At 56.3% G+C, this 25,006-nt stretch carries 11 protein-coding genes; 3 read left to right on the top strand and 8 right to left on the bottom strand.

The genetic code is table 11. The features are described 5' to 3' along the window. Nucleotides 1-165: 165 nt before the first annotated feature. Entirely contained in the window at nucleotides 166-369 is a 204-nt protein-coding gene (locus P9J57_RS07075) for a hypothetical protein (RefSeq protein WP_013026476.1), read from the top strand. 184 nt (nucleotides 370-553) lie between these two features. Here P9J57_RS07075 and P9J57_RS07070 read toward each other — a convergent pair whose 3' ends face one another. The 3 genes from P9J57_RS07070 to apbE all read right to left on the bottom strand — a co-directional run bounded on the left by P9J57_RS07070 (nucleotide 554) and on the right by apbE (nucleotide 3,987). Beyond that, nucleotides 554-2,206 (bottom strand): multidrug ABC transporter permease/ATP-binding protein, encoded by a 1,653-nt coding sequence (locus P9J57_RS07070; protein WP_028715396.1) that lies wholly within the window; start codon nucleotides 2,204-2,206, stop codon nucleotides 554-556. Between the two features lie 84 nt (nucleotides 2,207-2,290). Then, nucleotides 2,291-2,932: a DNA oxidative demethylase AlkB gene (gene alkB, locus P9J57_RS07065; protein WP_013026478.1), complete on the bottom strand. Its 642-nt coding sequence runs from the start codon at nucleotides 2,930-2,932 to the stop codon at nucleotides 2,291-2,293. Between the two features lie 14 nt (nucleotides 2,933-2,946). Beyond that, the gene (gene apbE, locus P9J57_RS07060) at nucleotides 2,947-3,987 is read right to left on the bottom strand and encodes an FAD:protein FMN transferase ApbE (protein ID WP_014605392.1); all 1,041 of its coding nucleotides are present in this window, start codon (nucleotides 3,985-3,987) and stop codon (nucleotides 2,947-2,949) included. A gap of 145 nt (nucleotides 3,988-4,132) precedes the next feature. Here apbE and P9J57_RS07055 point away from each other — a divergent pair, with 145 nt between their 5' ends. Continuing rightward, nucleotides 4,133-4,246: a hypothetical protein gene (locus P9J57_RS07055; protein WP_013026480.1), complete on the top strand. Its 114-nt coding sequence runs from the start codon at nucleotides 4,133-4,135 to the stop codon at nucleotides 4,244-4,246. A 145-nt stretch (nucleotides 4,247-4,391) separates the two neighbouring features. Then, nucleotides 4,392-4,541, top strand: a complete 150-nt coding sequence (locus P9J57_RS07050; RefSeq protein WP_014605391.1) for a hypothetical protein — start codon at nucleotides 4,392-4,394, stop codon at nucleotides 4,539-4,541. Between the two features lie 35 nt (nucleotides 4,542-4,576). On the opposite strand, the gene ompC is transcribed toward P9J57_RS07050, so the two are convergent. The 5 genes from ompC to P9J57_RS07025 form a co-directional block, all read right to left on the bottom strand. Next, the gene (gene ompC / locus P9J57_RS07045; RefSeq protein WP_014594150.1) at nucleotides 4,577-5,704 is read right to left on the bottom strand and encodes a porin OmpC; all 1,128 of its coding nucleotides are present in this window, start codon (nucleotides 5,702-5,704) and stop codon (nucleotides 4,577-4,579) included. A 586-nt stretch (nucleotides 5,705-6,290) separates the two neighbouring features. After that, nucleotides 6,291-7,457: a beta-barrel domain-containing protein gene (locus P9J57_RS07040; protein ID WP_014594151.1), complete on the bottom strand. Its 1,167-nt coding sequence runs from the start codon at nucleotides 7,455-7,457 to the stop codon at nucleotides 6,291-6,293. Further along, on the bottom strand, nucleotides 7,454-9,601 hold the full coding sequence (locus tag P9J57_RS07035) for a type I secretion system permease/ATPase (protein WP_019106570.1): 2,148 nt from the start codon (nucleotides 9,599-9,601) through the stop codon (nucleotides 7,454-7,456). The genes P9J57_RS07040 and P9J57_RS07035 overlap by 4 nt, the downstream gene beginning before the upstream one ends. 26 nt (nucleotides 9,602-9,627) lie before the next feature. Next, nucleotides 9,628-10,983: a TolC family outer membrane protein gene (locus tag P9J57_RS07030; RefSeq protein WP_019106571.1), complete on the bottom strand. Its 1,356-nt coding sequence runs from the start codon at nucleotides 10,981-10,983 to the stop codon at nucleotides 9,628-9,630. A 661-nt stretch (nucleotides 10,984-11,644) separates the two neighbouring features. After that, entirely contained in the window at nucleotides 11,645-24,802 is a 13,158-nt protein-coding gene (locus P9J57_RS07025; protein ID WP_483279436.1) for an Ig-like domain-containing protein, read from the bottom strand. Nucleotides 24,803-25,006: the final 204 nt, after the last annotated feature.

Below are 25,006 nucleotides of genomic sequence, written 5' to 3'. Positions count from 1 at the left end.
CTGCTAAAAAATCACCATTATTGATATTAATTAATGAGTTAGTGATAAACCCATAATGTCTAATGCTTCACAAAAATAACAAATAAGACAGCGGTTCATCAAACTGAAACATTTTTGTCATAAAAAAAGCTTATTCTGTTTCCTCCTGAAATCGAGGGTACAGATATGATCATCCAAGCTAAAAACCTGAAGGATGCAGAAAATTTACTGCACTCAGGTATCAATAAGGTGGAGCTGGCATACGACATCGGTTGTGACGATTTCTTTCGTCTGGCAAGTCAGTGGTGCGATCGCGGTGCGCGCATCAGCAAAGGCCAACAACATTTTGTCGTTTCACTGAAAAACTTCTCCATCCCGCCAAACGATTGATTATAACAAGCTACCAACCTCACACCGCGTTACAGCAAAGCAACGTGTGATTTCAAGCGCCAACCAGACCTTTTCTAAGCCGCTCACCCTGAGCGGCTTTATCCTTTATGCATCAACCCTCTGCCCCTCTTCTGAGTGTAGTAGTCTGGCATTGGGCAGCCTTGTCAATCGCGTTCATCAGACATCATAATCCGGTATCGGTCAGCCTGACGGCATCCAGGCTGGCGTGGTCGCGAGCATGGCCGGTTAATTCGTACAGATTACCCTCACGCATTTCCAGCAGACGATCGGCATGAATAAAGTAGTGGTCGTCGTGGCTGATGGCGAATACCGTTTTACCGGCGGCCTGTAACGCCGGTAGTAGTTCACGATAGAAAACCCGGCGGAAATGGGGATCCTGATCGGCTGCCCACTCATCCAGCAGCAGGACATCGCGCTGTTCAGCCACGGCCAGCAGCAACGCCAGCCTTTTACTTTGCCCTTTTGACAACTGCAGATTCAGGATCTTATTCCCTTCAATCTTTAGCTTGTCCTGCATTTTAAGCTTTTCCAGCCACTGCTGAATCCGGGCGGGTGACGCCGGATCGCCTTTGCTGTCAATCAGGCGATCAAACAGATGGACATCGGTAAAGACGGCGGAAAAGTGTTTGCGCCAGCGATCGAGGTCGCCCATATCAACCGGTTTGCCATCGATTAACAGGCTGCCGGACTGAGGGCGATACAGTCCGGTGAGCAGCATGGCCAGCGTCGATTTGCCGCTCCCGTTACCGCCGATTAAAAACACCAGCTCGCCGCGCTGGAGCCGCAAGTTAACCGGTCCGACCTGGAAACCGTTATCGCCGTAGTGAAAGGTCACATCTCGCAATTCAAGCGTCTGCCAGTCGGTTTCGCCGTTAAAGGTGGGAAAGTCAGGTTCATAGGGCGCGAGATCAAAGGTATTGAGCTTGCGAAAGGCGACCTGAGCGCTCAGTAGCGTAGGCAGAGCGCCGACCGCGGACAGCAGCGGCGTGCGCAAAAAAAGCAACGTCAGGGAAAAGGTGGCCGCGACGGCCGTATTGGCCCATCCCAGACTGTTAGCCATGTAAAACACCATCCCGATAGCGCCCAGCATCATGATGTTTGACCAGTTAACGGCACTGAGATGAAAGGTATCGGCACGCACAATATGGTGCCGGTAGGTGTTGGCGTCCTGCTGATAAACCGTTTCATAGATGAGTCTGGCACGCTCACGGTTAAGCTGTAGCTCTTTACGCCCCTCGATCACCGTCTGGTAATCGCGGTAGAGATTGTCTTCGACATCGCGTAGCTTCGCCATATGCTGATAAACCCGCGACACCAGCATCCAGCCGCCGACGATGGTCACCACCAGCCAGCCGCTGGTGACCAGCAGCATTCTGGGTGACAGCCAGGCAAGATACAGCGCTGAACCGAGCGTGATAATGATGCCCTGAATTAACTCAGGCAATCGGACAAAAGCGAGGGTGATTGCCCGGACATCGCTGGTTAATCCCGCCAGCAGTTGTGCGCTACCAATCTGTTCGATGCGCTCCACGCGCGTGTCCAGGATACGCTTGATAAATTCGCCACGCATGCGCCAGACAAACTGATGGCCCAGCCAGGTCAGCGCCAGCTGTGAGGCCAGCGTTACGCCCATCAGCATCACGACCTGGAACAGAAACGCGGGCAGAACAGTCAGGGAAGTATTCACGGCGACGATCATTTCGCTATTGATAAAAGCAATCATGCCAATACCCAATGCGGCACTCAGCAGGGTGAGCAAAATTACGCCAATAAACGGCCAGCGATACTGGCAGAAAACCACATTCAACAACGCCATAGAACCTTACCAGACATGAAAATCAGCCTGCAGTGTAATGTGATGGCAAATGATAGCAATAGTTATTCGCACTTTGCGCGGGGGTTAAAAAGCCCGCCTGAATGTCAGGTTATAGCGAAAGGCGCCGGTGAGCGGATGGATGCCTGCCTTGAGCGGCAGGATGCCGTGATAGCGCAGTCGCGAAGGCCCGCCCCACACCACCACATCGCCATGTTCCAGCAAAACCCGCTGTGCATGGTCGCCCCGCTCAAAGCCACCAAACTGAAAAACCGCCGCCAGGCCCAGTGACACTGAAACGATGGGCTGGCGTAAGTCTTTTTCATCCTTGTCCTGATGCAGCGTCAGCTTAGCGCCGGGTTCGTAGCGGTTAACCAGGCAGGCATCCGGATTGAAGCCCGGGAAGCCGGCCTCTTCAGCCGACTGCTGCGCTAGCCGGCGAAACGCATCCGGCATTGCCGGCCACGGACGTTGACTGCTGCTGTCCTGTTCACTGTATCGGTAGCCGCGCGCATCTGTCGACCAGCCGAAGTCCCCACAGTTGGTCATCGCAACGGACATGCGATGTCCGCCCGGCGTGATGCGGTGCTCAAACGGATTACATTCTGCTATTGCCATCATGGCCTGATACAGATCTTCCGCTTCATCGCGTGCGCGACGGCGTAAAATCACCGCACCATCAGCCAGGGGTTCTTGCCAGGGTGAGGCATCACTAAACAGATCCAGCATAGCGCTTCTCTCAGTCAGTCAGATGGAATAATAAAAGCAGAGAACTGGGGCGACATCCAGCTGACGAAGCGATCGCCTTCCCGGGTGATTAAATACACCGCCAGTTTCTCTTTAATCGCCAGCGCTTTGGCTTTTTCAGTACCTAACACCATGAGGCCGGTGTCCCAGCCATCCGCTTCCAGCGCCGTAGTGGCAATCACGGTCGCTGACACCAGCTTATGGTCAATCGGGCGGCCAGTCGCGGGATCGATAATGTGTGAAAGACGTTTGCCGTCTAGCTCATAATAGTTTCGATAGCTGCCAGATGTGCTGATGCCGTGTCCCTGCAGGTCTACCCGCGCCTGCACGGCATTTTCGCGATCGGTCGGTTTCTGAATCGCCACCCGCCATGGCTGGTTCTGCGCATTCATCCCGCGGGATAGCACAGCCCCCCCCACCGAGACCAGATAATTGTTAATCCCCTCCTGTTCCATCAGTCGCGCAAGGTGATCGGTCGCAAAACCTTCTCCCACCGTGGAGAGATCAACATACAAGCCTGGCAGATCCTTCTGTAACCACTGGCCTTCGCCTCCCTGTATGACACGTAAATGTTGTAAGCCGGTCAGGGCTTTGGCCGCGGCGATCTGGCTGTCATCCGGAATATGGTTGGGCTGCTTATCGGGGCCAAATCCCCATAAATTCACCAGCGGCCCGACCGTGATATCCATGGCGCCCGAGGTTTTTTTGCCGATACGCAGCGCAATCGTCACGATATCAGCCATGTTTTCACTCACCGGCTGAGGCGTTGTTGCACGGCTCTGATTAAAACGTGACAGCACTGACGTCGGTTTCCACGTCGAGAGTTCCGCATCATCGGCATCCAGTTGTTGCTGGATGCGCTGTTGTAGTGCCGCTTTGCGTCCAGCCTCCACGCCTGCCAGGCTGACTCGCCACACCGTTCCCATCGTTTTGCCTTCCAGCACCATGGCGTCATGGGCTTTGGATGACGTGTCGTCACATCCCATTAACAATGACATTAAAGCCACAAACAGGAGATTTATCTTAAAACGCATCATTATTTATCCGTAACAGGTCATCTGTGCATATTTCAAAGCACAAACACTAAGTAAAGTAACTTAAACATGGTTGATAAAACTTATTAGGTCGATCACACTGCTACGTTCCGCTCGCTCCTGAGAGCGTCAGAATAAGGAGTCACAGATGATTTATGTAATCCTTGCCGCTGTGCTGGGCCTGTTCGTATTAGGAAGCTATAAAACATGGCAGCAACGCCGTAATCGCAACATGCCAACCACTTACCTGCGCCGTCGTTGATCGCCCCTGCACCATTTAAGGTCATCAGCCCCCTAATTCGCGCGCCATTGTAGCAAAATCACCTGTTTTTCCGTGGCTATGAGAGCGGTTGGGCTGGCACGATTCCTGCACCAGAAACCTTAACTGTGTTGCTGAGAGGTGTGGGATGGATAAGTCGGAAACCGTGATGACTGCGATGCAAAACTGGCTGAGTTTTGCTGCGTTTACACTTTCAGGTGTGGCATTCGAGGGGGCCAGATATGGCAACGTGATCGTGCCACAGGATGATAACGAGCCGGAACACCCGGCAGATTAATAAATCAGGGAGCGCACGGGCGCTCCCTGTGACATTTAGAACTGGTACACCAGTCCTACGCCCACCACGTCATCGGTATTAATGCCGGCGGCCTTGGTAAAGTCGTTGTCATCGAGTAAGTTGATTTTATAATCAACATAGGTCGACATGTTTTTGTTGAAGTAGTAAGTCGCACCCACGTCGACATATTTCTTCAGATTCTGTTTGCCCCAGTTCTGCACATCGGTGCCGCGCGAGTTAACGTACGCCAGAGAAGGACGCAGACCAAAGTCAAACTGGTACTGTGCCACTAATTCCCAGTTATCAGCTTTGTCAGCATAGCCGTAGGCCGTGTTTGGCTGATTAGCGCTTGTGCTGTCGCCAAAGCTGATCGCGTTATAGGCGCGCGTGTACATCGCAGCCAGATAAATGTTGTTAGCATCGTATTTCAGACCACCGGTATAAGCTTCCGCTTTATCTCCGCGACCCAGAATGCCCGGCGCATTGCCATTTTGGTTGTTGGTACGATCCGACTGGAAGGTTGCCGCACCGATACCGAAACCGGAGCCCAGATCGTAGGTCGTGCTCAGACCCCAGCCGTCGCCGTTTTCACCCAGCACATCACGCCCGCCGCTTGCTTCCGTTGGGTTATCGTTTTTGCCCTGATACTGAACTGCAAAGTTCCAGCCGTCTACCAGACCGAAGAAGCCGTTGTTGCGGTAGGTCGCCATACCGTTGCCACGCTGGAACATAAAGTTGTCTGCGCCATAGGTATCGCCACCAAACTCAGGAAGAACGTCAGTCCATGCGCCAATGTCGTAAGCCACACCGTAGTTACGACCGTAGTCGAATGAACCCGCATTGCCGAATTTCAGTCCTGCAAAACCAACACGGGTGTAGCTGTTTGCCGTACCCTGTGCTTCTGAATTGTTGAGCGCCGCCTGGTATTCCCACTGGCCGTAGCCGCTCAGTTGATCTGTTACCTGGGTTTCACCCTTAAAGCCAAAACGAACATAAGACTGGTCGCCGTTGGCACCGTCGTTGTCCGAGAAATAGTGCAATCCGTCAACCTTGCCGAACAGGTCTAATTTATTGCCGTCTTTATTGTATATTTCAGCCGCATTTGCCGAGCCCGCAGCTGCCAGTAATGCCGGGATCGCCAGGGAGAGAATGTGACGCTTCATTTTTATTACCCTCTGTTATGTGCCTTTTATATTTGCCACTGCAAACCGATGGTAATATCGGTCGGCAAACCATTGTTGTTTCATAATGGGTAATAATCCATCGTAAAAATGCTACTAAATTTCCGAAAGTGTTTCATGATCTGTAAAATTTATTGCTATATGTAAATAAAGGGGAACTTATTAGCCGCACGGAGTGATAAAAAATAAAGCACAAAATGACAACCGCGTTGAAAATAATAGCTATCCGAATGATTTTAGTGGGAATAATCCTAAGCACTCAATGGTAAAACTTATTATTCGCCAGCCAATATACTTACTCCCGCTATCATCATTTATTTCTTATCTTCATTCACCCCGAATGATTTTTTTTTACCCTTATATATCGCCGGGCTTATTGCCCGGCTTTTTTTTGCCTGAACTTTGTCTGTATTGTCTTAGAGAGTTGAATAGCCGGGATAGCTGCGGGATTCTTCACCGTATTTATGGGTTTATTTCGCGTAATATACCGCCTCAGCAGGTAAACTTCAGCGGCTAATTTATCACGCAGAGTAACTAAAATACGTGACGTCAGAAAACGTGGGCTATATTAGCGTTCACGCATCGATTCTTTGACTTTATTCAACGGCTTAAGCAAATAGTCCATGACAGATTTCTGCCCCGTTTTGATCTCCACATTCGCCACCATGCCCGGAACAATAGGAAAGCGTCGTCCAGCCCTGTTGGTGAGTTCTGCTTTTTGCGTACGCACATAAACCCGGTAGTAATACTGGTCGCGCTTAACTTCATCCTGCAAGGTATCAGGCGAAACGGTTTCCACCACGCCGGTTAAATCCCCGTAAATGGATGAGTCATAGGCTGTGACTTTCACCACGGCCGCCAGCCCGGGCCGAATATAAGCGATATCACGGGGATTGATACGGGTTTCAATCAGTAACTGATCTTCCAGGGGGACGATTTCCATCATTTTTCCGCCGGGTTCGAGCACACCACCTACCGTGGTGACCTGAATATCTTTAACGATGCCGCGCACGGGTGAATAGAGCGTGGCGCGCGTCAGCTGATCCTCTTTGCCTGCGGCTACCTGTAGCTGGGCGTCGAGTTCAGCATTGTTTTTTACCTGCTCCTCATGAGCGCGGACCAGATAGTCGTTACGCGCCTCGTCGATTTTTCCACGCAGATCGCTGACCTGGCGGCGCAGGCGAATCACTTCAACCTGCCCCGCTGCGCCTTTTGCCACCAGCGGTTCAGTTAACCGCAGCTCATCCTGTACCAGCCGCAAAGACTGTTGCAGGTTATTGATGGTCTCGGTGAGGTTACGCCGACGCGATTCATACAGCTGTCTCTCACGCGCCACCAGCTGCGGCTCTTTTTGCGTCTCAGCACTGAATTTAAGTGGAATTCCCGACAGTTCAGCGTTGAGCCGTTCCGATGAAGCACGCAGCGTGCGAACTCTGGCCTGTACTTCACCAAAGTTGGACTGAAACCGGGTTGGGTCCAGCGTGGCCAGTATCTGGCCCTTTTCTACAATATCGCCTTCGTGCACGTTGAGCTGCTTAACGATGCCACCGTCCAGGCTGTCAATGACCTGGGCGCGCGTAGATGGCGTAACCTTACCGGTCCCGACGGTTACCTCATCAAGAATGGCAAAGTGCGCCCAGATCAGGAAAAAGGCCAGCGCCGCCGTACACAACCAGATGATCGCGGAGGTGCGCCGCTCGTGTCTGGCAAGGTCTTTATCGATGATCACACTCATACCGCACCTCCCTGTGTCGCTTCCGGGACGTTCTGAGTGGCGCGCCGCAATATCTGCTCTTTCGCACCGTCGGCAATAATGCGCCCGTTATCCATCACGACAATGCGATCGACCATCTTCAGCAGAGCGGGGCGATGCGTCACCAGAATCAACGTGCGTCCACTGATCCAGCCCTGCATTTGACGGATGACATGCTCTTCAAGCTGCTCATCCATGGCGGCCGTTGGCTCATCCAGCAGCACCACCTGCGGCTGGCGCAGGATCATTCGACTGAGCATGATCATCTGCCGCTGTCCACCTGACAGCCCTCTCCCCCCTTCATTGATCACGCGATCCAGACTGGCCGCATCCTGCTGAACCAGCGACAGCGCGCCACTAATCCGTAACGCCTGCAGCATTTCCTGTTCGCTGGCGTGGGGATTGCCGAGCAGCAGATTTTGCCTGAGCGTGCCAAAAAACAGCCGCGAATCATGGGACAGCCAGCCAAGCTGGCGGCGCAAATCGGTCGGATCGATATGTGCCATATCCACGCCGTCCACCAGCACTTTTCCCTGGCTGGCCTGCGCCTGGCCCGCCAGTATTTTTAACAGGGTCGATTTGCCCGCGCCCACCTTCCCCAGAATGGCTATTTTCTCTCCAGGCTTAATGTTCAACTGCTGCACGTTGAGCACGTTTTTTTCGTTCTCTTCGTCGTAGGTATAGTGCACGTTGCGCAGTTCAAAGTGGCCGGTCAGGGTCGGACAGTGCGCCATGGTGGCCGACTCGGGTTTATCGAGCGGTTTTTTTAGCAGCTCATCCAGCCCTTTCATCGCGGTTTTGGCGTGCTGCCAACGAGAAAACACCATGGTCAGCTGCATGAGTGGCGCGATGGTGCGCGAAGAGAGCAGGCTACAGGCCACCAGCGTACCGGTGGTGATTTGTGAATCCAGTACCAGATAAACCCCGAACACCAGCATGCCCGCGTAGGTTAGTTGCTGCACGGTGGAGGCCCAGCCGGTCAGCCTGGCGCCCCACAGACGTTGCTGATTGCCAATCGAGGCGCTGACCTCGTGGGTTTGCTCCCACTGGCGTTGAAAGTAAGGCTCGGCCTGCAGCGCTTTGATATCCTCAATGCCTTCTATCGTCTCGACCAGCACGGCATTCCGCAGCGCGCCTTCGCGCAGCCCGGCTTTTGCCAGACGCGCCATAGGGAACTGCACTAACATCCCCGGAATAATAATGAGCGGAATAGCAGCCAGCGGAATCAGCACCAGCCAGCCACCGATAAACGACATGATAAACAGGAACAGAATGACAAAGGGTAAGTCTGCGGCAGCGCCGACGGTGGTTGAGGTGAGTAACTCACGAACCTGATCGATTTCACGCAGCTGGGAGATGAAAGAGCCGGTGGATTTAGGCCGTGACTCATTGCGAATATTCATCGCCCGGGCAAACAGCATGGCGGACACTTTCAGATCGATGCGTTTCCCCATCAGGTCAGAAACCTGCGTTCGCATCAGGCGAATCAGATATTCAATGGCGGCGGCAATGAGCACGCCGACAAACAGCACCCACAACGTCGCCTCGGACTGCGCCGGGATAACCCTGTCGTACACCTGCATTGAGAAAAGAATACCGGCGAGTGCCAGGACGTTACTGATTACCGATGCCAGAGATATTTCGCCGATTCGCCGGCCCATGCCGCGAAAGTTTTTCCAGAACCAGTGTGGCTCATAGGGCTGCACGAATTCATCAATGCGGGCATCTCTTCCGCGCGCGGCCACGCCAATCACGCCAATGTCCCCCTGCGCTCTGGAGAGCAGGCTTGCCAGCTCGCCTTCCCGAATGACATCGCCGCCTTCACTAAGCCAGTAGCGCGCCCCGCCCTCGCCATCGATTTCTTCCAGCACGGCGACGCTGTTATTTTCCATCACCAGCACCACGGGCGTGATGTCCTGCCGCCAGCGCAATTGGTTCTGCGGCACCATGGTTAAATGGAGACCCAGCAGCCCGCACAAGCGATCCCGCTGCTGCGCCACCGGCAGGTGTTCAAACCAGCGCATTTGCTGGCGAAGCGTTTTGCCCTCTGCAGGCTTACCGAAGCGTGCCGCCACGCGCAACATCGCAGCAATCCAGTTATCGGTCGTCGGGTTTTGTGCACTCATTGTTCGCGCCTTTTAAAACGGGTTGGCTATTGCAAAGAAGGAAGAAGGTCACCGCTGTTTTTTTGACGATCGATACCCATGATGTCGAGCAGGTTATCGACGGCAGCGGCGTAACGGACGGTGGCATCCCACCCGTCATAAAGCGCAGTGATTCGCGCGCTGTCGGCCTGAAACACATCCTGTTCAACGCTAAGCAGATCGTTCAGGCTGCGTTTACTGAGCCGGTACTCATCGGCATACACGTTGCGCGTATGTTCAGCGCTGGCTAACTGCGCCTCTCCCGCCAGCTGACGCTGCTGAGCACCGATCATATCGGCGTAAGATGTGGAGGCGTTTTGATTAATCGTGAGTTTGGCTTGCTGTACCGCAGCCTGGGCGGCCAGCCGATCGCCCTCCGCTGACTGGGTTTTGGCATTGACGAGACCGCCCTGATAGAGCGGCGCCTCTACCTGAAGCTGGACTTCATCGTCCCAGTATGAGCGGGTATCGTTTTCGTAACGCGTCCGGCCAGCCTGAACCTTGATGCTGGGCCAGTGACCCGATTGCGCCTGACGGACCCGTTCGCGGGCGGCTTCCTGTTTGTATTGCGCACTGCGCACCGATGCGCTGTTTTCATAGGCGATTTTGTCCAGGGTAATTTGCTGTTGTAACAGCGCCTGGGGCAGCTCAGGCAGCGTGGCAGGCACCACACCAGTCAGGACGGTAAGCTGCGCGTTGGCAGAACGCAGTTGGGCCAGATACTGTTCACGCGTGGCATGCATGGCGGCGATACGGGTTTCGGCCTGCAGCACATCTGACTGAGAGTTGAGCCCGGCATCTGCACGCATTTTGGCAATGTCGCGTACGTGCTCCAGCGAGGCGATATTCGTCTGTGCCGTGGCGGCGAGTGCCTGATAACGTTTGACTTCCAGATAAGACTGTAAGGCCTCTTTAGCCACCTGCGTCATGGCGTCAAATAACCCGAAGCGGTAGGCATCTGACAGGGCATGCTGCTCGTCAATGGCACCGTTAGTGCGGCCAAAGTCATATAACAGCTGGCTGAGGGTGATGCCGCCGGACCCATTGTTATTCAGACTGCCAGATGAGTCGGTTTGATGTGAGCGCCCCGCGGCCCCCTGAAGCGATATCTGGGGATACCAGGCGCTTTGCGCGGCACTCAGATCGCCTTCACCAATATGAATCTGCGCCGCCGCCTCGGAAATTTTTGGGTTGCGTGCGAAGGCTCGAAGGATGGCTTCCCGCAGGGTCAAAATGGCGACCTGCTCTTCGCTGGGTGCTGCGCGCCAGTTGAACTCCGCTTTCGGTAAGGGGGCGGCAAATGCCGCGGGCAGGACCAGGCCATTCAGGACGTAAAAAAACAGGGCTAAACGCGCTTTGTTCATTATTCATACCAACAGGTTTTCTTATGATCATTCGATGACGTCCTGGTGATTTCAGTATGTAAAAAAAGCAAGGGCACGATAAGCATCACGCATTTTATTGTTAATTTATTTAATGCGTTCAGTAAAGACCGCTAAGCGCGAGTTACTATTAATAGTACATACAGAGAAAGTGGTCATGTTAAAAATCACCAATTATCAAATATATTTACTAAAAGGCGATTTTTTAAACAGACACAATTCCCTGCCACTACTTAAGATAAAATTAACGACATCGATTTTAAAAAAGTCATATTGCTTACCATTGAGTCACGAGCGGCCGTCAGTCGGAACGCTGCACTCTCAGGTCCTGGAAGGTCTCGTGATTGTGATTAATGAAGCGGTTGTCAGGCAAGGCGGCATCAAAAGGCGACGATTACGCTTCCTGTCGAACCGGCGTTAATCTGCCCGTTACTCTGGGTCGGTACAGCGTTACCCGAAGTCAAGATAAAACGGCCTGTTTCATCTATCCGTTAGTGGCCGGATGCCCTCACGGCGTGCTTACCCCATGCTGACATGTTGCCAGGAAGAGTGGCGGAATGTTGAAAGCCACGTTGCAGAAAAAAAGCAGCGGAAGCTTGCGCAACCGCTGCTGTGGGTAAGTGCTTAACGTGAATATCGTATGTTAAACGATGTGTACCTGCAGATTGTGTTGAATCAGAACATCGCCCAACGTGTTGTCATTGGTGAGCGCCGAGTTATGGTAGACCTCGTAGGACTGACCATTCACCATGCGTTCGCCACTGATTTCCCACGTGCCCCCCTGGCCATTGACCAGCGTGACAAGGCTACCGTCGGCCCCTTTAATCACCAGGTCATCGCTTTGTTGGTCAGTGATATTCAGCGCCTCGTTGAGATCCAGCTTCACAGCGTTCGTGCCGCTCTGGCCGAGATCGAGCACTTCAATGTTTTCCACTTTCAGACCAAGATCGGTCAGATCCAACGTCAGATGATCGCCGTTCAGCACCAGCGTATCGGTTCCTGCACCGCCATCGATATGGCTGAAGTTCAGATCGCTGACCACAACCGTATCGGCACCACTACTCCCATTTACCGATGCGCCTTCCACGATGCTGCCATCTGCCAGCGTAATGACCACCCCGCCGATGCTGTAACTTTCGTCAACAGGCGTGTCTGTTACGGCTGCCGTTTCAGCGACTGCCGCCGCCGCGACGCCGGTATTGTCCTCCGACGCATTGACCGGCGCGGCCACATCGGCTTCGGTGGTCAGCGTTGAAGCCACGTGCACCGTCGGCGTTGCCTCTTCGGTGGACTGCGTGTTGTGCTGCGTATCATGGCCCGCCGCGGTTGCACTGTCGTCCACCAGTGAGAACAGCGCAACGGACTCGGTCGTTGACGCCGTGGTAACCGGCAACACAGCGCCTAACAATAGCGTATTGGTCGTGGTGTAGCTGTTGCCCGCCACATCCGTAATCGTGACCTTCGCCAGCGTATTGAGCGACAGCAGCAGTCCCCCAACCGATAACAGCGCGGGGCTGAAGTTAGCCGCGTAGCGTCCGAGCGCATCCGTGGTGGTGTTAATCGTCGGCCCATTGCTGCCGTTAGCCAGCAGCAGCGTAACGCTGACTTTTGACCCCTGAGCCGCATTCAGAGAGCCCCCCTGCACCGTCAGCCCGTTGATCAGCGATGACACCACACTCAGCACAGGATCGACGCCCAGAAGCGGCTGATTGTGCGACAGCGCCGTGAAGCTGCTGGTGGCTGTGGTGCTGTTACCGCCCACGTCGGTGATGGTAACGGCTACAGAATGGCTGCCATCCGCAATGCCTTTCAGGGTGGCTGACGGCACACTGATACTCCAGGCACCGTTACTGCCAATCGTCGTGGTGAAAATGTTGCCCGCCACGTTGACGGAAACCCGTCCCCCAATCGCGTTACTGCTCGTACCGCTAATGGTTTCTGCAACATTCGCCTCGGCAATATTCAGATAACCATCCCCACCAAAGTAGCTGTTGATGCCCGCCGTTGGCGTGGTCCGGCTGGCAACGCCCAGCGAAGCCGAGGCATTACCGCTGTTGCCCACGCCATTCGTCACGCTTGCCGTGACGGTATAGAGTCCATCCGCGATCGCCGCGAGATTAGAGGCCGAAACCGGAAGGCTCCAGTTGCCGTTGCTGCTGACCGTGGTAGTAAAGGTCTGGCCGCCAATCGTCACCTGCACCAGCGACCCTTCCGCATTGGTCGCCGTACCGCTAATCGTCTGGGTGGTTTTCACATCAGCCACGCTTAATGCGTTATCACCAAACAGCGAAGTAATGGTTACGGCGGGTGGGGTATTACTGATGACGGTCAGGCTGCCGCTGCCTGTCACGGTGTTACCATTCACATCTGTGGCAGTCACCGCAACCGCTTTAAGGCCATCGCTGATACCGGTTAAATCACCTTTTGGCACGCTGATTGTCCAGTTGCCACCGCTGATCACTTTCGTTGAATAGGTAATGCCGTTGAGCGTAGCACTGACCGTCGCCCCGGCAGCCAGATTCGATGTCCCGCTGATGGTCTGGTTAGAGGCCAGGTCCGCAGCGCTGAGGATGCCGTCACCAAACACGGTATTGACCGTCAGGGTGGGTTGAGTCAGCCCCAGCTGCACACCGCCGCTGGTGGAGGTGGTGTTACCTACGGCGTCGGTAACCGAGGCACTCACGGTAAAGTTACCGCCGAGCAGCGTAGCCAGAATGGCGGGGGAAACCGTGGCCGAGAAGGTGCCGTCGTTGTTAACGATCGCCGTTGCCGTGGTATTACCAATCGCCAGCCTGACGGTACTGCCTGCGGCTACGCCGGTGGCGGTACCGCTGATGGTCTGGGTGACCAGCGACTCGGCAATATTCAAAATGCCGTCACCAAACAGTGGGTTGAGCGTGACTTTAGGTAAGGTGTTAATCCCTACCGTGGCCGACGCCGTGCTACTGGTCGTATTCCCTGCCGCATCCGTGACGCTGACGCCGACCGTCAGCGTACCGTCCGTCAGGCCCTGGAGCAGCCTTGGCGTCAGTGACACAGCAAAGTTCCCGCTGGCGTCCGTTGCCGTCACGATTTGCTGGCCGCCAATCGTCACTACGACACGGGAACCGGCCTCTGCACCGTTCACCACGCCGCCAATCGTCTGGCCCAGTAACGCATCCGCGGCATTTAACAGGCCATCGCCAAACAGCGGACTGATCGTGAGGGTAGGCGCGATGGTATCGACGCGAATACCGGCGCTGGTAGAGGCGGTGTTACCGGCCTGATCGGTGACCGTGGCGCCAATCGTGAGATTTCCCTGCGTCAGAGTACTCAAAATATCCGGCGCAACCGTGGCGGTGAACGTGCCGTTGCTGCCGACCGTTGCCGTGACCTGGCTGTTCCCCACGTTCAGCGTGACCACCGAACCGGCAGCAACGTTATTCACCACGCCGCTGATGGTCTGGCTGGTGGCAATATCAACCAGGTTAAGCACGCCATCACCAAACAGCGACGTCAGGCTGATGGTCGGCGTTTGTGTGAAGATACCAATGGTTGCGCTATTGCTGGCTACGTTACCGACGGCATCGGTGACAGTCACGCCCAGCGTCAGATTGCCATTAAGTAAGGAAGAGAGATCGCCGGACGGCAGCGTCACGCTCCAGTTACCCCCGGCTTGCACCGTGGTGTTATACGTCTTCGTCCCCAGGATAACGGTCACGCGTGAGCCCACTGCCGCGTTCTCGATAATCCCGCCAATCTGTTGATCAACCGCGGCCTCGGCAATATTCAGCAGATTATCGCCGCCAAACAGACCGGTCAGGTTATCCACGACAGGTACGGCATTCACGATGGCATTGACCGTTTCACCCACGCTGCGGCTGTTGCCTGCTGCATCGGTTAACGTCACGTTCAGGGCCAGTTCACCGTCGCTCAGCAGGCCGAGAACACTGGGGGGAACAACAATCGCCCACTTCCCGTCCTGGCCCACGGCGCTGGTCAGGGTCGTGCCGCCGATCGTGACCGCGACGGTTGCGCCTACGCCTGCAGAGGTCGCCGTACCGGTAATGGTCTGGGCAATCGTGGTGTCGATCGCGCTCAGCGTGCCGTCACCAAAGACAGAATCCACTACCAACGTCAAGGCGGCATTGACCACTTTGTTCACGGTAATCGTGGCATCCGTCTGGTTGCCAGCCTGATCGTTGACGCGCACGCCAAAGACCAGCGCACCGTCGTTGAGGCTGGACAGCACCTGCGGCGTGAGGTCAATGCTCCAGACGCCGTTAGCGCCAATGATCCCGGTGGCGACAGGGGCGCCATCGCCCACGTACAGGGAAATGGTTTGTCCCTCTTCCGCACCGGTTGTCCGGCCCGTTAATACCTGCCCGACAGCAATATCGGCGGCGTTAATCAGGTTATCGCCGAGGAAGGCGTCAATCTCAATCAATGGTGCTGCGGTATCGACGTTAATGGTGCGGCTGGCACTGCCCACGTTGCCGGCGGCATCGGTCAATTGCGCATTAATGGTCGTTTCACCGTTGTCCAACGCCTGCATATCACTGGCTGGCACGCTGGTAGACCAGGTGCCGTCGCCCTGCACGATCCCCGTGTAGGTTTTGCCATTCAGGGTAACCGTTACCGTACGTCCCGTTTCGCTGGTGTCCGCCGTACCGCTAATGGTCTGACGCGTTGAACTTTCACTGGCGTTAACCACATCGTCACCCGTGAAGCTGTTAATCGTCAGTACCGGTGCCGTCAGATCGATCTGAACAGTGCCGCTGGTGGTCACGGTATCCGTTCCGTCGGTGGCATTGACGGTAATCGTGACCGGGCCATCAGTGCTGCCAAAATCACTGACCGGTAAGGTTGCCGTCGTCCAGTTGCCGTTAGCATCAATCGTCGTGCTGTAGTCCACGCCGTTGATCACGACGGTAACGACACCGGTGGCACCGAGATTTTGTGACGTTCCACTCACCACGACGCCACCTGCCTGCTGATCGACCGTGCTGATGATGTTATCACCCGATACGGTGCCCAGCGTGACCAGCGGTCCTGGTGGGGGTGTAAGATCAACCGGCACCGTCAGATCCTGCGTGACCGGATTGCCCGCCAGGTCGCTGACGGCAAGCGTTAACGTGGTATCCGGTGCGACGAAGGTGCTCATTTGTTCTGGCGTCAGGGTCAGACTCCAGGCGCCGTTGGCACCGACAACCGCCGTACCTAACAGCGTGCCGTTATAGGAGACGGTTAACTGTGACCCGGTCTCCGCACCGTTAGCGATGCCGCTTAACACCTGAGGCTGAATACTCTCGGCATAATTCAGCCCATCATCACCTGCAAACGTCACGCCGGTGATCGCTGGCGCCGTTGTGTCGATTACCAGGGATTCGTTGAGCGTCGTACTGTTACCGGCAGGATCGGTGACGGTGATGGCTAACGAATAGGTGCCATCGGTTAAGGCGCTCAGTTGCGCGTTACTCAACGGCAATGTCCAGCTTCCATCCGCCGCTATCTGGGCAGTGAAATCGGTGGTGCCGATAGTCACCACAACCTGTTGCCCAGCGCCGGTTTCACCGGTATTGCCCGTCAGCGTGATACCGTTCTCGACGTCAGTGGCGTTGACATAGCCGTTGCGTGGCAGCGGATCCACGCTCGGGGCTGGCGGTGTCAGATCGGCGGTAAAGTCAAACTGTGCCGTAGCCGGATTACCCGTTGCATCCACCACATTCACCGTCACGCTGTGCGGGCCACTTCCGATGGTATTCAACGCATTAGGTGGGATCGTGACGCTCCAGTTACCATTCGCATCAACGGTACCCGGATAGCGTATTCCATCCAGATCCACGCTGATACTTGCCGCCTGGTTTGCACCGAGGCTACCGGTCGTCCCGGTCAGCGTTACGCCAGCAGCGGCCTCGCTGATGTTCAGCACGTTATCGCCACCAAACTGCAGGTCAGTAAAGGTGGGCACGGGAACGGTGACGGCGGTGACCACATTGAGCGTAGTGCTGTCAGTGTTGCCGGCAATATCCGTGGCGTTGACGGTAATAACATGACTGCCGTTGGGGATCTGCGCCATCTGCGCCGGCGTCAGGACCAGTGACCAGCTTCCGTCCGGCAGAACGGTTGCATTCAGTGGCAAATCGTTATTAAAGCCGCTGATGGTCACCGTTACTGTCTGGCCCTCGCCGCTGATACCTGTCGAGCCGGTCAGCGTCTGGTCTTGTGCCGCTTCAGCCGCATTCAGTGCTCCGTCACCGAACGGCAGAGTCAGGCTGACATCCGGCAGAGTTTGTATTGCTACCACAATGTTGCTGTTTATCGTGGCCGTGTTGCCGTTGGTGTCCGTCATGGTTACCGCAACGGGCCAGTTACCGTCTGGCAGCGTCTGCAGTAATGCCGATGGCAGAGCCAGGGACCAGGTGCCATCACCGTTGAGCGTGGCGGCATAGGCCGTACCGTTGACGGTTACCGTAACGGAGGCGGCATTATCAATATTCAGATTGCCGCTCAGGGTGCCATCTGCCTGCGCCTCTATCGCGTTGATACGGCCATCACCAAATGGCGTGTTCAGCGTGGGTTCGGGGATAGGTGCCGTGGCCGTCGTGAAGTCTTGCGTAACGGCAACAGAAGTATTACCGGCCCGGTCAGTGGTGATCACGCTAATCGTGTGCGTTCCGTCTGCCAGACCGGCAATCACGTCGGGCGGCAGGCTGGCGCTCCAGTTACCGTTCGCATCGACAGAGACGGTTAGCGGCGTGCCGTCTACGCTGACGCTGACGGTTTGTCCATCGCCAAACGGCGTGGTGCCGGTAATCAGCTGCACGGAGGCGGCTTCAGCGGTATTAATCACATTATCGCCAAACAACGTGGCGGCTATGGTCGGATCGGCCGGTACGGTCACCAGAATCTCAATGCCTGCGCTGACTTCAGCCGGGTTGCCTGCCGCATCGTTGGCCGTCACCACCACCTGGGTCAGGCCATCGGGTAAGGCATCGAGCGCGCCCGGCGCCAGCGTTAAGGTCCATGCACCGTTGGCACCAACGGTCGTATTAAACGGCTGATCGCCGATCGTCACCGTGATCGGGCTGCCCTCTGGCAGATTAGTCGCACTGCCGCTCAGGGTGAGTTCACCGGCAGCATCGGCCTGACTGACAATGCCATCACCAAACGGCGTATCCAGCGTCAGCTCCGGCAGTGTGCGGAAGGCCACATCCAGCGTGGTGCTGGTGTTGGTAGTGACATTGCCGCTGGCGTCCGTTGCGGTAATCGTCAGCGTCTGGAGCCCGTCATTGAGCTGCTGCAAATCCGCGGCGGGGATTGCCAGTGACCAGACACCATTCTCATCTGCACTGGTGGTGTAGGTGATTTGGTTCAGGACGACGGTGATCTGCGCGCCCGGATCGCTGTTGCCATTCACGGTCAGATCCTGCAGCGACTCGGCCAGATTAAGCGATGTGCCTGCACTCAGGCTGATATCACTCAATACCGGTAATGTCGTGTCAATCGCGACATTGTGGTTAGTCAGGGCGGTATTACCTGCCACGTCATTTGCCGTGACGACAAAGGTCTGTTGCGAGCCGGAAGGCAGACCACTCAGAGCCGAAGACGGCACTGAGACCGTCCAGTTACCCGCCGCGTCAACGGTGCCGGTGTAGCCGACGTTGTTCAGCGTGACGGTCACTACCGTTCCCTCTGCCAGTTGCGTACTGCTGCCGCTGACATCCAGATCCGCTCCGGCTTCAATGGCGTTGATAATGTCATCACTGGCGACCACATCCACGCTCAGGGTCGGCAGCGCCGCGCCACTGGCAATAACATTAAGGATCGCATCGCTGCTGGTCGGGTTGCCTGCGCTGTCGGTGGCACTCACCACCACGCTCTGAGGACCGTCCGGTAAGGCACTGACGTCAGCCTGTGGAATGGTCACCGTCCAGCGGCCATCTGCCTGCACTTCTCCAGTGTAGCTTTGCCCGTTGAGCGAAACGGTGATCACCTGACCAGCGGTCAAATTCGTACTGCCGCCGCTGATGGTTAAGTCCGCAGCCGCTTCGCCCTGGTTAAGGTAATTATCCCCGCTGATGGCATCGAGGGTCAGTACCGGAAGCGACGCGCTGTCTGCGACGCGCGTCAGGGTCTGGGTGAGCGTGGTCTGGTTGCCTGCGGCATCGGTCAGCGTGACGTCCAGTGAGTAAGGGCCATCCGGCAAGCCCTGCATGACGCTGGCGGGTATCTCAAGAACCCAGGTACCGTCAATCAAGACAAGGGTTTGATAGGTTTCGCCCTGAAGCGTCACCGTCACCGTTTGCCCTGCATCGGCCAGCGATGCTGTACCTGAAACGGAAATATTTTGCAGAATTTCCAGTGAGTTAATCTGATTATCACCGGTTACAGGATTCAGGCTGAGTTCCGGTGGGGTAAAGTCAACGGTGATTGCGCTGCTCAGGCTGCCGCTGCTGCCTGTCGCATCGCTAACGGTGACGACAAGCGTATTTGAGCCTTCGGGCAAGGCCTGCAGGACGGTACTACTCAGCGTGACCGTCCAGTTGCCCTGAGCATCCACCGTGGCTGCATAGTCATTACCGCCTAGCGTGACGGTCACAATCTGGCCTGCGCCGGACAGCCCTGTCGTGCCTGTCAGCGTTTGTTCACTGGCTGCCTCAATCTGACCCAGGTAGCTGTCGGCAAAAGGCGTATCAATGCTTATCGCTAATGTACCGGTCGCCACGGTAATATCACGGGTTTCAGTTGAAAGGTTCCCCGCCGGATCGCTGACGCTCACCGTCAGGGTATAACTGCCCGCTGCGACGTCTGCCAGGGCGCCCGCTGGCAGCGCAAAGCTCCAGTTGCCGTCAGCACCTACCGTGGTGTTCCATACCTGGTTATTCAGGGTGATGGTCACAACCTGCCCCTCGCCCGCATCGCTGCTGCCGCTCAGGACGATCGGCGCCGTGCTTTCTGCGGCGTCTACGATATTGTCCCCGGCGACGGGATCAAGCGTCAGGGTCGGTGGCGTGAGGTCAACATTAACGTTACCGCTTACCTCGCGGCTGTTCCCTGCCGCGTCCGTGACCGTGACGGTATAGTCCGTGCTGCCTTCATTCAGTGCGGCTAAGGCATTGGCAGGAAGACTCACACGCCAGTTACCATTTCCGTCTACCGTACCGGTATAAACATTGCCGCCCAGGGAAACGCTCACGGTCTGGCCCACACCGCTTACGCCGGTCGTTCCGCTAAGCTGCTGTACGCTGGAAATATCCGTGGCATTCAGGATCCCGTCGCCGAAGGCCGTGATCACCACAGGGTTGGGAACATTGTTAATCGCGACATTGAGCGTGGCTGAACTGCTCAGCGCCGCGCCCGTTGTATCCGTCGTCGTTACGGTTAAGGCCGCAGGGCCATCCGTCAGGGCTGCCAGAGCGGATGGTGGGACGATCACGCTCCATGTACCGCCAGCAGAGACCACGGCGGTGTAAGTGACATTATTAAACTGCAGCGTGACAGTGCTGTCCGGTGCCACATTGACGGTGGTTCCCGTAATGATCAACGGTTCCCCCGCCTCGTTGGCATTCAGGAAGTTATCTCCGCTTATCGTATCAAGCGCCACACCGGAAGCATTACTGTTGACCGTCAACGCAAGATCCGTCGAGGTGGTATTGCCTGCGGCATCGCTGACGGCAACTGTATAGGTGGCGCTACCATCGGCCAGCGCCGACAGAACGGAAGCAGGAACAGTGAGGCGCCACGATCCGTCCGCCAGAACGGTACCGCTAAACACGTCACTGCCCACGGTCAGCGTCACAACCTGCCCCGCCTCCACGTTGGTGGTGGTGCCCGACAGTTCCTGATTGACCTGACGTTCAGCGCCGTCAACCAGATTGTCACCGGCAAACGGGTTAAGGGTCAGCGTGGGTAATGAAGCCGCATCGGCTTTCACCGTCAGGCTGCTGGTGTCCGTTGTGATATTGCCCGCGGTGTCGGTAGCAGTGATGGTCAGGGGATAGCTGCCGTTGGTCAGACCGTTTAGTGCCGCAGCCGGTACTTCCAGCGTCCAGCTCCCGTCCGGATTGGCGGTGGTGCTGACGGTGGTTCCGTTAATGTTGACTACGATAACGGCATTACCTTCGCTGTTACCGCTCAGGACCAGGGGCTGCTGAAGTTCAACTGCATTAAGAACACCATCGCCAGACGGTGTTGCTACCGTCAGGGCTGGCGGTAAAGTATCGACCGTCACGCTGCCGGCGGCATTACTGGTGTTGCCGGCAATGTCGGTAAGGGTAACCGTATAAGGCACCGATCCCTGTGGCAGTGTTGAGAGCACCGCTGAAGGAATGTTCACCTGCCAGTTACCGGTGTTATCGACAATACCGGTGTAGTTGACGCCATTGAGCGTAACCACCACGCGCTGGCCTTCCCCGGTTACGCCACTGTTGCCGGTGATAGCACCGCCCGCTGCCGCTTCACTGCCGTTCAGTACGCCATCGACAAACGCATCGCCCGGTGTCGCAACCGGTACATCGGTCGCCACAACGTTGATATTCGAGGTGCTGGTTGCCAGCGTATTGCCGTCCGCATCGGTAATGGTGGTGGTAACAGGAAGCGCGCCGTTGGGTAAGCCAACGAGGCTACCCGCCGGCAGCGTCACCGTCCAGGTGCCATCCGCGCCTACCGTACCGGTGTAGTTGTTACCGTTAACGGTGACGTTAACAATGCTGCCTGCCGGGATATTGCTGGTGCTACCGCTAAGCACGACCTCACTGGCCACGTCATCGGCATTAAGATAATTGTTGTTTCCTGCCGGAGCCAGGGCAACGCTGCTTCCTGTTGCGTCAACCTGGAAGGTCAGTTCGGTGCTGGTGGTATTACCTGCGGCATTCACCACGGTGACGGTCAGAGCCTGACTGCCCTCAGCCAGCGTTGCCAGTGCTACGGGTGGTATAACGATGCTCCAGTTACCGCTTGCTTCTACCGTACCGATATAGGTTATACCGTTAATGGTGACGCTAACTTGCTGTCCGGCCTCTACGTTTGTTGAGGTACCGGTGAGCGTTTGTGGCAGTTTTTGTTCTGAACCATCCAGCACGCCATCACCCGCAAAGGTGCCGCTGTTCACACTCAATGTTGGCTGCACTTCTGGTGCCGTTGCGACGTTCAGTTCGCTGGTGAACGTCGTCTGACTGCCATTGGCGTTGGTAATGGTGACTGTAAAAGGATTTCTACCCGAGGGTAACGCGGCCAAATCGGACTGATCGATACGCAATGACCAGCGTCCATTGGTGCTGACCAGCGTGCGGTAGAATCTGCCGTTAAGTGACATCGTGACCTGATCGCCATTCTGCCCGGTACCGCTCAATATCAGCGGCTGGGTCAGATCGCTTACGCTGAGCGTATTGTCACCGCCCACGGGATCCACACCTAATGAAGGCGGTTGCGTATCGACATTGACCGTGCTGGTCTGTGTCACCACATTCCCGGCCTGATCGATCGCGCTTACCACAAGCGGATTATTGCCCTGTGGCAGTGCAGCCAGATCGGCCGCAGGTACGGTCACACTCCAGCTTCCGTCATTATTTACTGGCAGGTCATAGATTTTACCGCCGAGCTGAACCTGTACCTGCTGGCCAGCCCCGGTGACACCGGTATTGCCGCTTAATACCTGATCGCTGCTGCTTTCGGTATTATTGAGAATACCGTCACTCAGCGAGCCGCTATCAAGCGAGATGGCAGGCAGCGTAGTGGCCTGCAGGGTCATATCGGCGGTGTTGGACAGCAGATTACCATTGGCATCCACGGTGCTGATGGTGATTTGTTTCACCCCATCACTGACGCCACTAAAGGCACCGGACGGAATGATGACGGACCAGAGTCCATTGGCATCAACGGTGCCGGTGTAATCGACACCATTAAAGTTCACAACGACCTGCTGCCCCTGGGCCACCCCTGCGACCGATCCTTTTACGGTCAATCCTTGAGCTGCTTCCTGAGCGTTAATAAAACCGTCGCCGCCCAGCGGCTGCGTGATAACCAGTGTACCTGCTGCACCTGCTGGCGCTTCGACGGTAAACGGCTGACTGTCTGTCGCATTATTACCTGCGGTGTTCGTCACACTTGCGTCGATGGTGGCCGCACCCGCCGCTAACCCAGCAAGCGCTACCGACGGCACGCTCAGGCTCCAGCTGCCGTCCGGCCCAACTGTGGTGGTGTAGGTCTGGCCGCCCAGCGTCACAGTGACGGTCTGGCCCGCCTCCACGTTGCTGGTGGTACCGGACACCAGCTGATCGCTGGCCTTCTCGCTGTTGTCCAGGACGTTGTCACCGGCAAAGTCATTCACCGTTATCGTCGGTGGGCCTGGAGGGGTAACCGGTGCGTCAACCGTAATCACCTGCTCAGTACTGGCTGCCGTTCCCGCCGCGTTGCTCACGGTCACGTTGAGCGTGGTGGTGCCCGCGGCCAGCGCGGTCAGCGCTGCAGAAGGCACGCTCAGGCTCCAGCTGCCGTCGGCCCCGACGGTCGTGGTATAGGTCTGGCCGCCCAGCGTCACGGTGACGGTCTGGCCCGCCTCCACGTTGCTGGTGGTGCCGGAGACCAGCTGATCGCTGGCCTTCTCGCTGTTGTCCAGAACGTTGTCACCGGCAAAGGGATCAAGGGTCAGGGTCGGTGCGCCCGGCGTGGTAACGGGCGCGTCAACCGTAATCACCTGCTCAGCACTGGCCGCCGTTCCCGCCGCGTTGCTCACGGTCACGTTGAGCGTGGTGGTGCCCGCGGCCAGCGCGGTCAGCGCCGCCGAAGGCACGCTCAGGCTCCAGCTGCCGTCGGCCCCGACGGTCGTGGTATAGGTCTGGCCGCCCAGCGTCACGGTGACGGTCTGGCCCGCCTCCACGTTGCTGGTGGTGCCGGAGACCAGCTGATCGCTGGCCTTCTCGCTGTTGTCCAGGACGTTGTCACCGGCAAAGGGATCAAGGGTCAGGGTCGGTGCGCCCGGCGTGGTAACGGGCGCGTCAACCGTAATCACCTGCTCAGCACTGGCCGCCGTTCCCGCCGCGTTGCTCACGGTCACGTTGAGCGTGGTGGTGCCCGCGGCCAGCGCGGTCAGCGCCGCCGAAGGTACGCTCAGGCTCCAGCTGCCGTCGGCCCCGACGGTCGTGGTATAGGTCTGGCCGCCCAGCGTCACGGTGACGGTCTGGCCCGCCTCCACGTTGCTGGTGGTGCCGGAGACCAGCTGATCGCTGGCCTTCTCGCTGTTGTCCAGAACGTTGTCACCGGCAAAGGGATTAACGGTCAGGGTCGGTGTTGCTGGCGTTCCAGGCGTTCCCGGTGCTGCCGGTGTGTCACCGCCTCCGCCTCCGCCGCGACTGGTGCCCAGTGCTAACCCCCCCAGTCCTAACAGGCCAACACCACTCGCCGTCATCAGGCCGGTAGAAATATTGCTGTTATCAGCCAGCAGGAGCGGCTCCACGTTATCCAGTGACTCAAATCCGGGCGTCACGGATGTTGTCGCTAAATCTGTTGCGCCTGCCGTCGTGGGAAAGAGTGCATGCTCTGGAGGGTTCACGCCATCATCAAAGACCAGTTCACTGTGGTCGCCTGCGGCATCGTCGAGGAAGAATTTTTTATAGCGAACGGAGCTTCCGTCACGCATCTGGACGATGAGATCGTCGCCCTGACGTTGGTATTGTACGACAGCCTCACGCGTACCATTAATGCGTACTACGCTCGGTTCATTAAGAGTGATCGTTTGCGTTAAGCCGCCGTCGACCTGAGACGTAAGCGTACCATTTGCACGGGAAATGATATCGACGCGACTTTGAGTGAGTTCTGCCATCTTGACCTTGCTCCACCAGAATATCTAATTAGCTGAAATGAAAACCATAAAAATAAGTTATGATTTTTCATTGACGTTTTTTCATGCTGTGTATCGGAAAACGTTTCGGCCTGGCGGAGGCGGTTTAAGCAAACAGGCGAAGTAAAAGGCAACTCCGCAAGTAGTGACTTTGTTTTTTAACATTTGTATTAATCGATGCTCACA

Source organism: Pantoea sp. nfd-35 (assembly GCF_056892255.1).
The sequence above is the reverse complement of the archived record's forward strand: the minus strand, read 5'-3'. Positions and strand labels throughout refer to the sequence as shown.

Bases quoted from the DNA above. Each gene is read 5' to 3' on its own strand.
- P9J57_RS07075 (WP_013026476.1), top strand. From the start codon at position 166: ATGATCATCCAAGCTAAAAACCTGAAGGATGCAGAAAATTTACTGCAC.
- P9J57_RS07070 (WP_028715396.1), bottom strand. From the start codon at position 2,206: ATGGCGTTGTTGAATGTGGTTTTCTGCCAGTATCGCTGGCCGTTTATT.
- alkB (WP_013026478.1), bottom strand. From the start codon at position 2,932: ATGCTGGATCTGTTTAGTGATGCCTCACCCTGGCAAGAACCCCTGGCT.
- apbE (WP_014605392.1), bottom strand. From the start codon at position 3,987: ATGATGCGTTTTAAGATAAATCTCCTGTTTGTGGCTTTAATGTCATTG.
- P9J57_RS07055 (WP_013026480.1), top strand. From the start codon at position 4,133: ATGATTTATGTAATCCTTGCCGCTGTGCTGGGCCTGTTCGTATTAGGA.
- P9J57_RS07050 (WP_014605391.1), top strand. From the start codon at position 4,392: ATGGATAAGTCGGAAACCGTGATGACTGCGATGCAAAACTGGCTGAGT.
- ompC (WP_014594150.1), bottom strand. From the start codon at position 5,704: ATGAAGCGTCACATTCTCTCCCTGGCGATCCCGGCATTACTGGCAGCT.
- P9J57_RS07040 (WP_014594151.1), bottom strand. From the start codon at position 7,457: ATGAGTGTGATCATCGATAAAGACCTTGCCAGACACGAGCGGCGCACC.
- P9J57_RS07035 (WP_019106570.1), bottom strand. From the start codon at position 9,601: ATGAGTGCACAAAACCCGACGACCGATAACTGGATTGCTGCGATGTTG.
- P9J57_RS07030 (WP_019106571.1), bottom strand. From the start codon at position 10,983: ATGAACAAAGCGCGTTTAGCCCTGTTTTTTTACGTCCTGAATGGCCTG.
- P9J57_RS07025 (WP_483279436.1), bottom strand. From the start codon at position 24,802: ATGGCAGAACTCACTCAAAGTCGCGTCGATATCATTTCCCGTGCAAAT.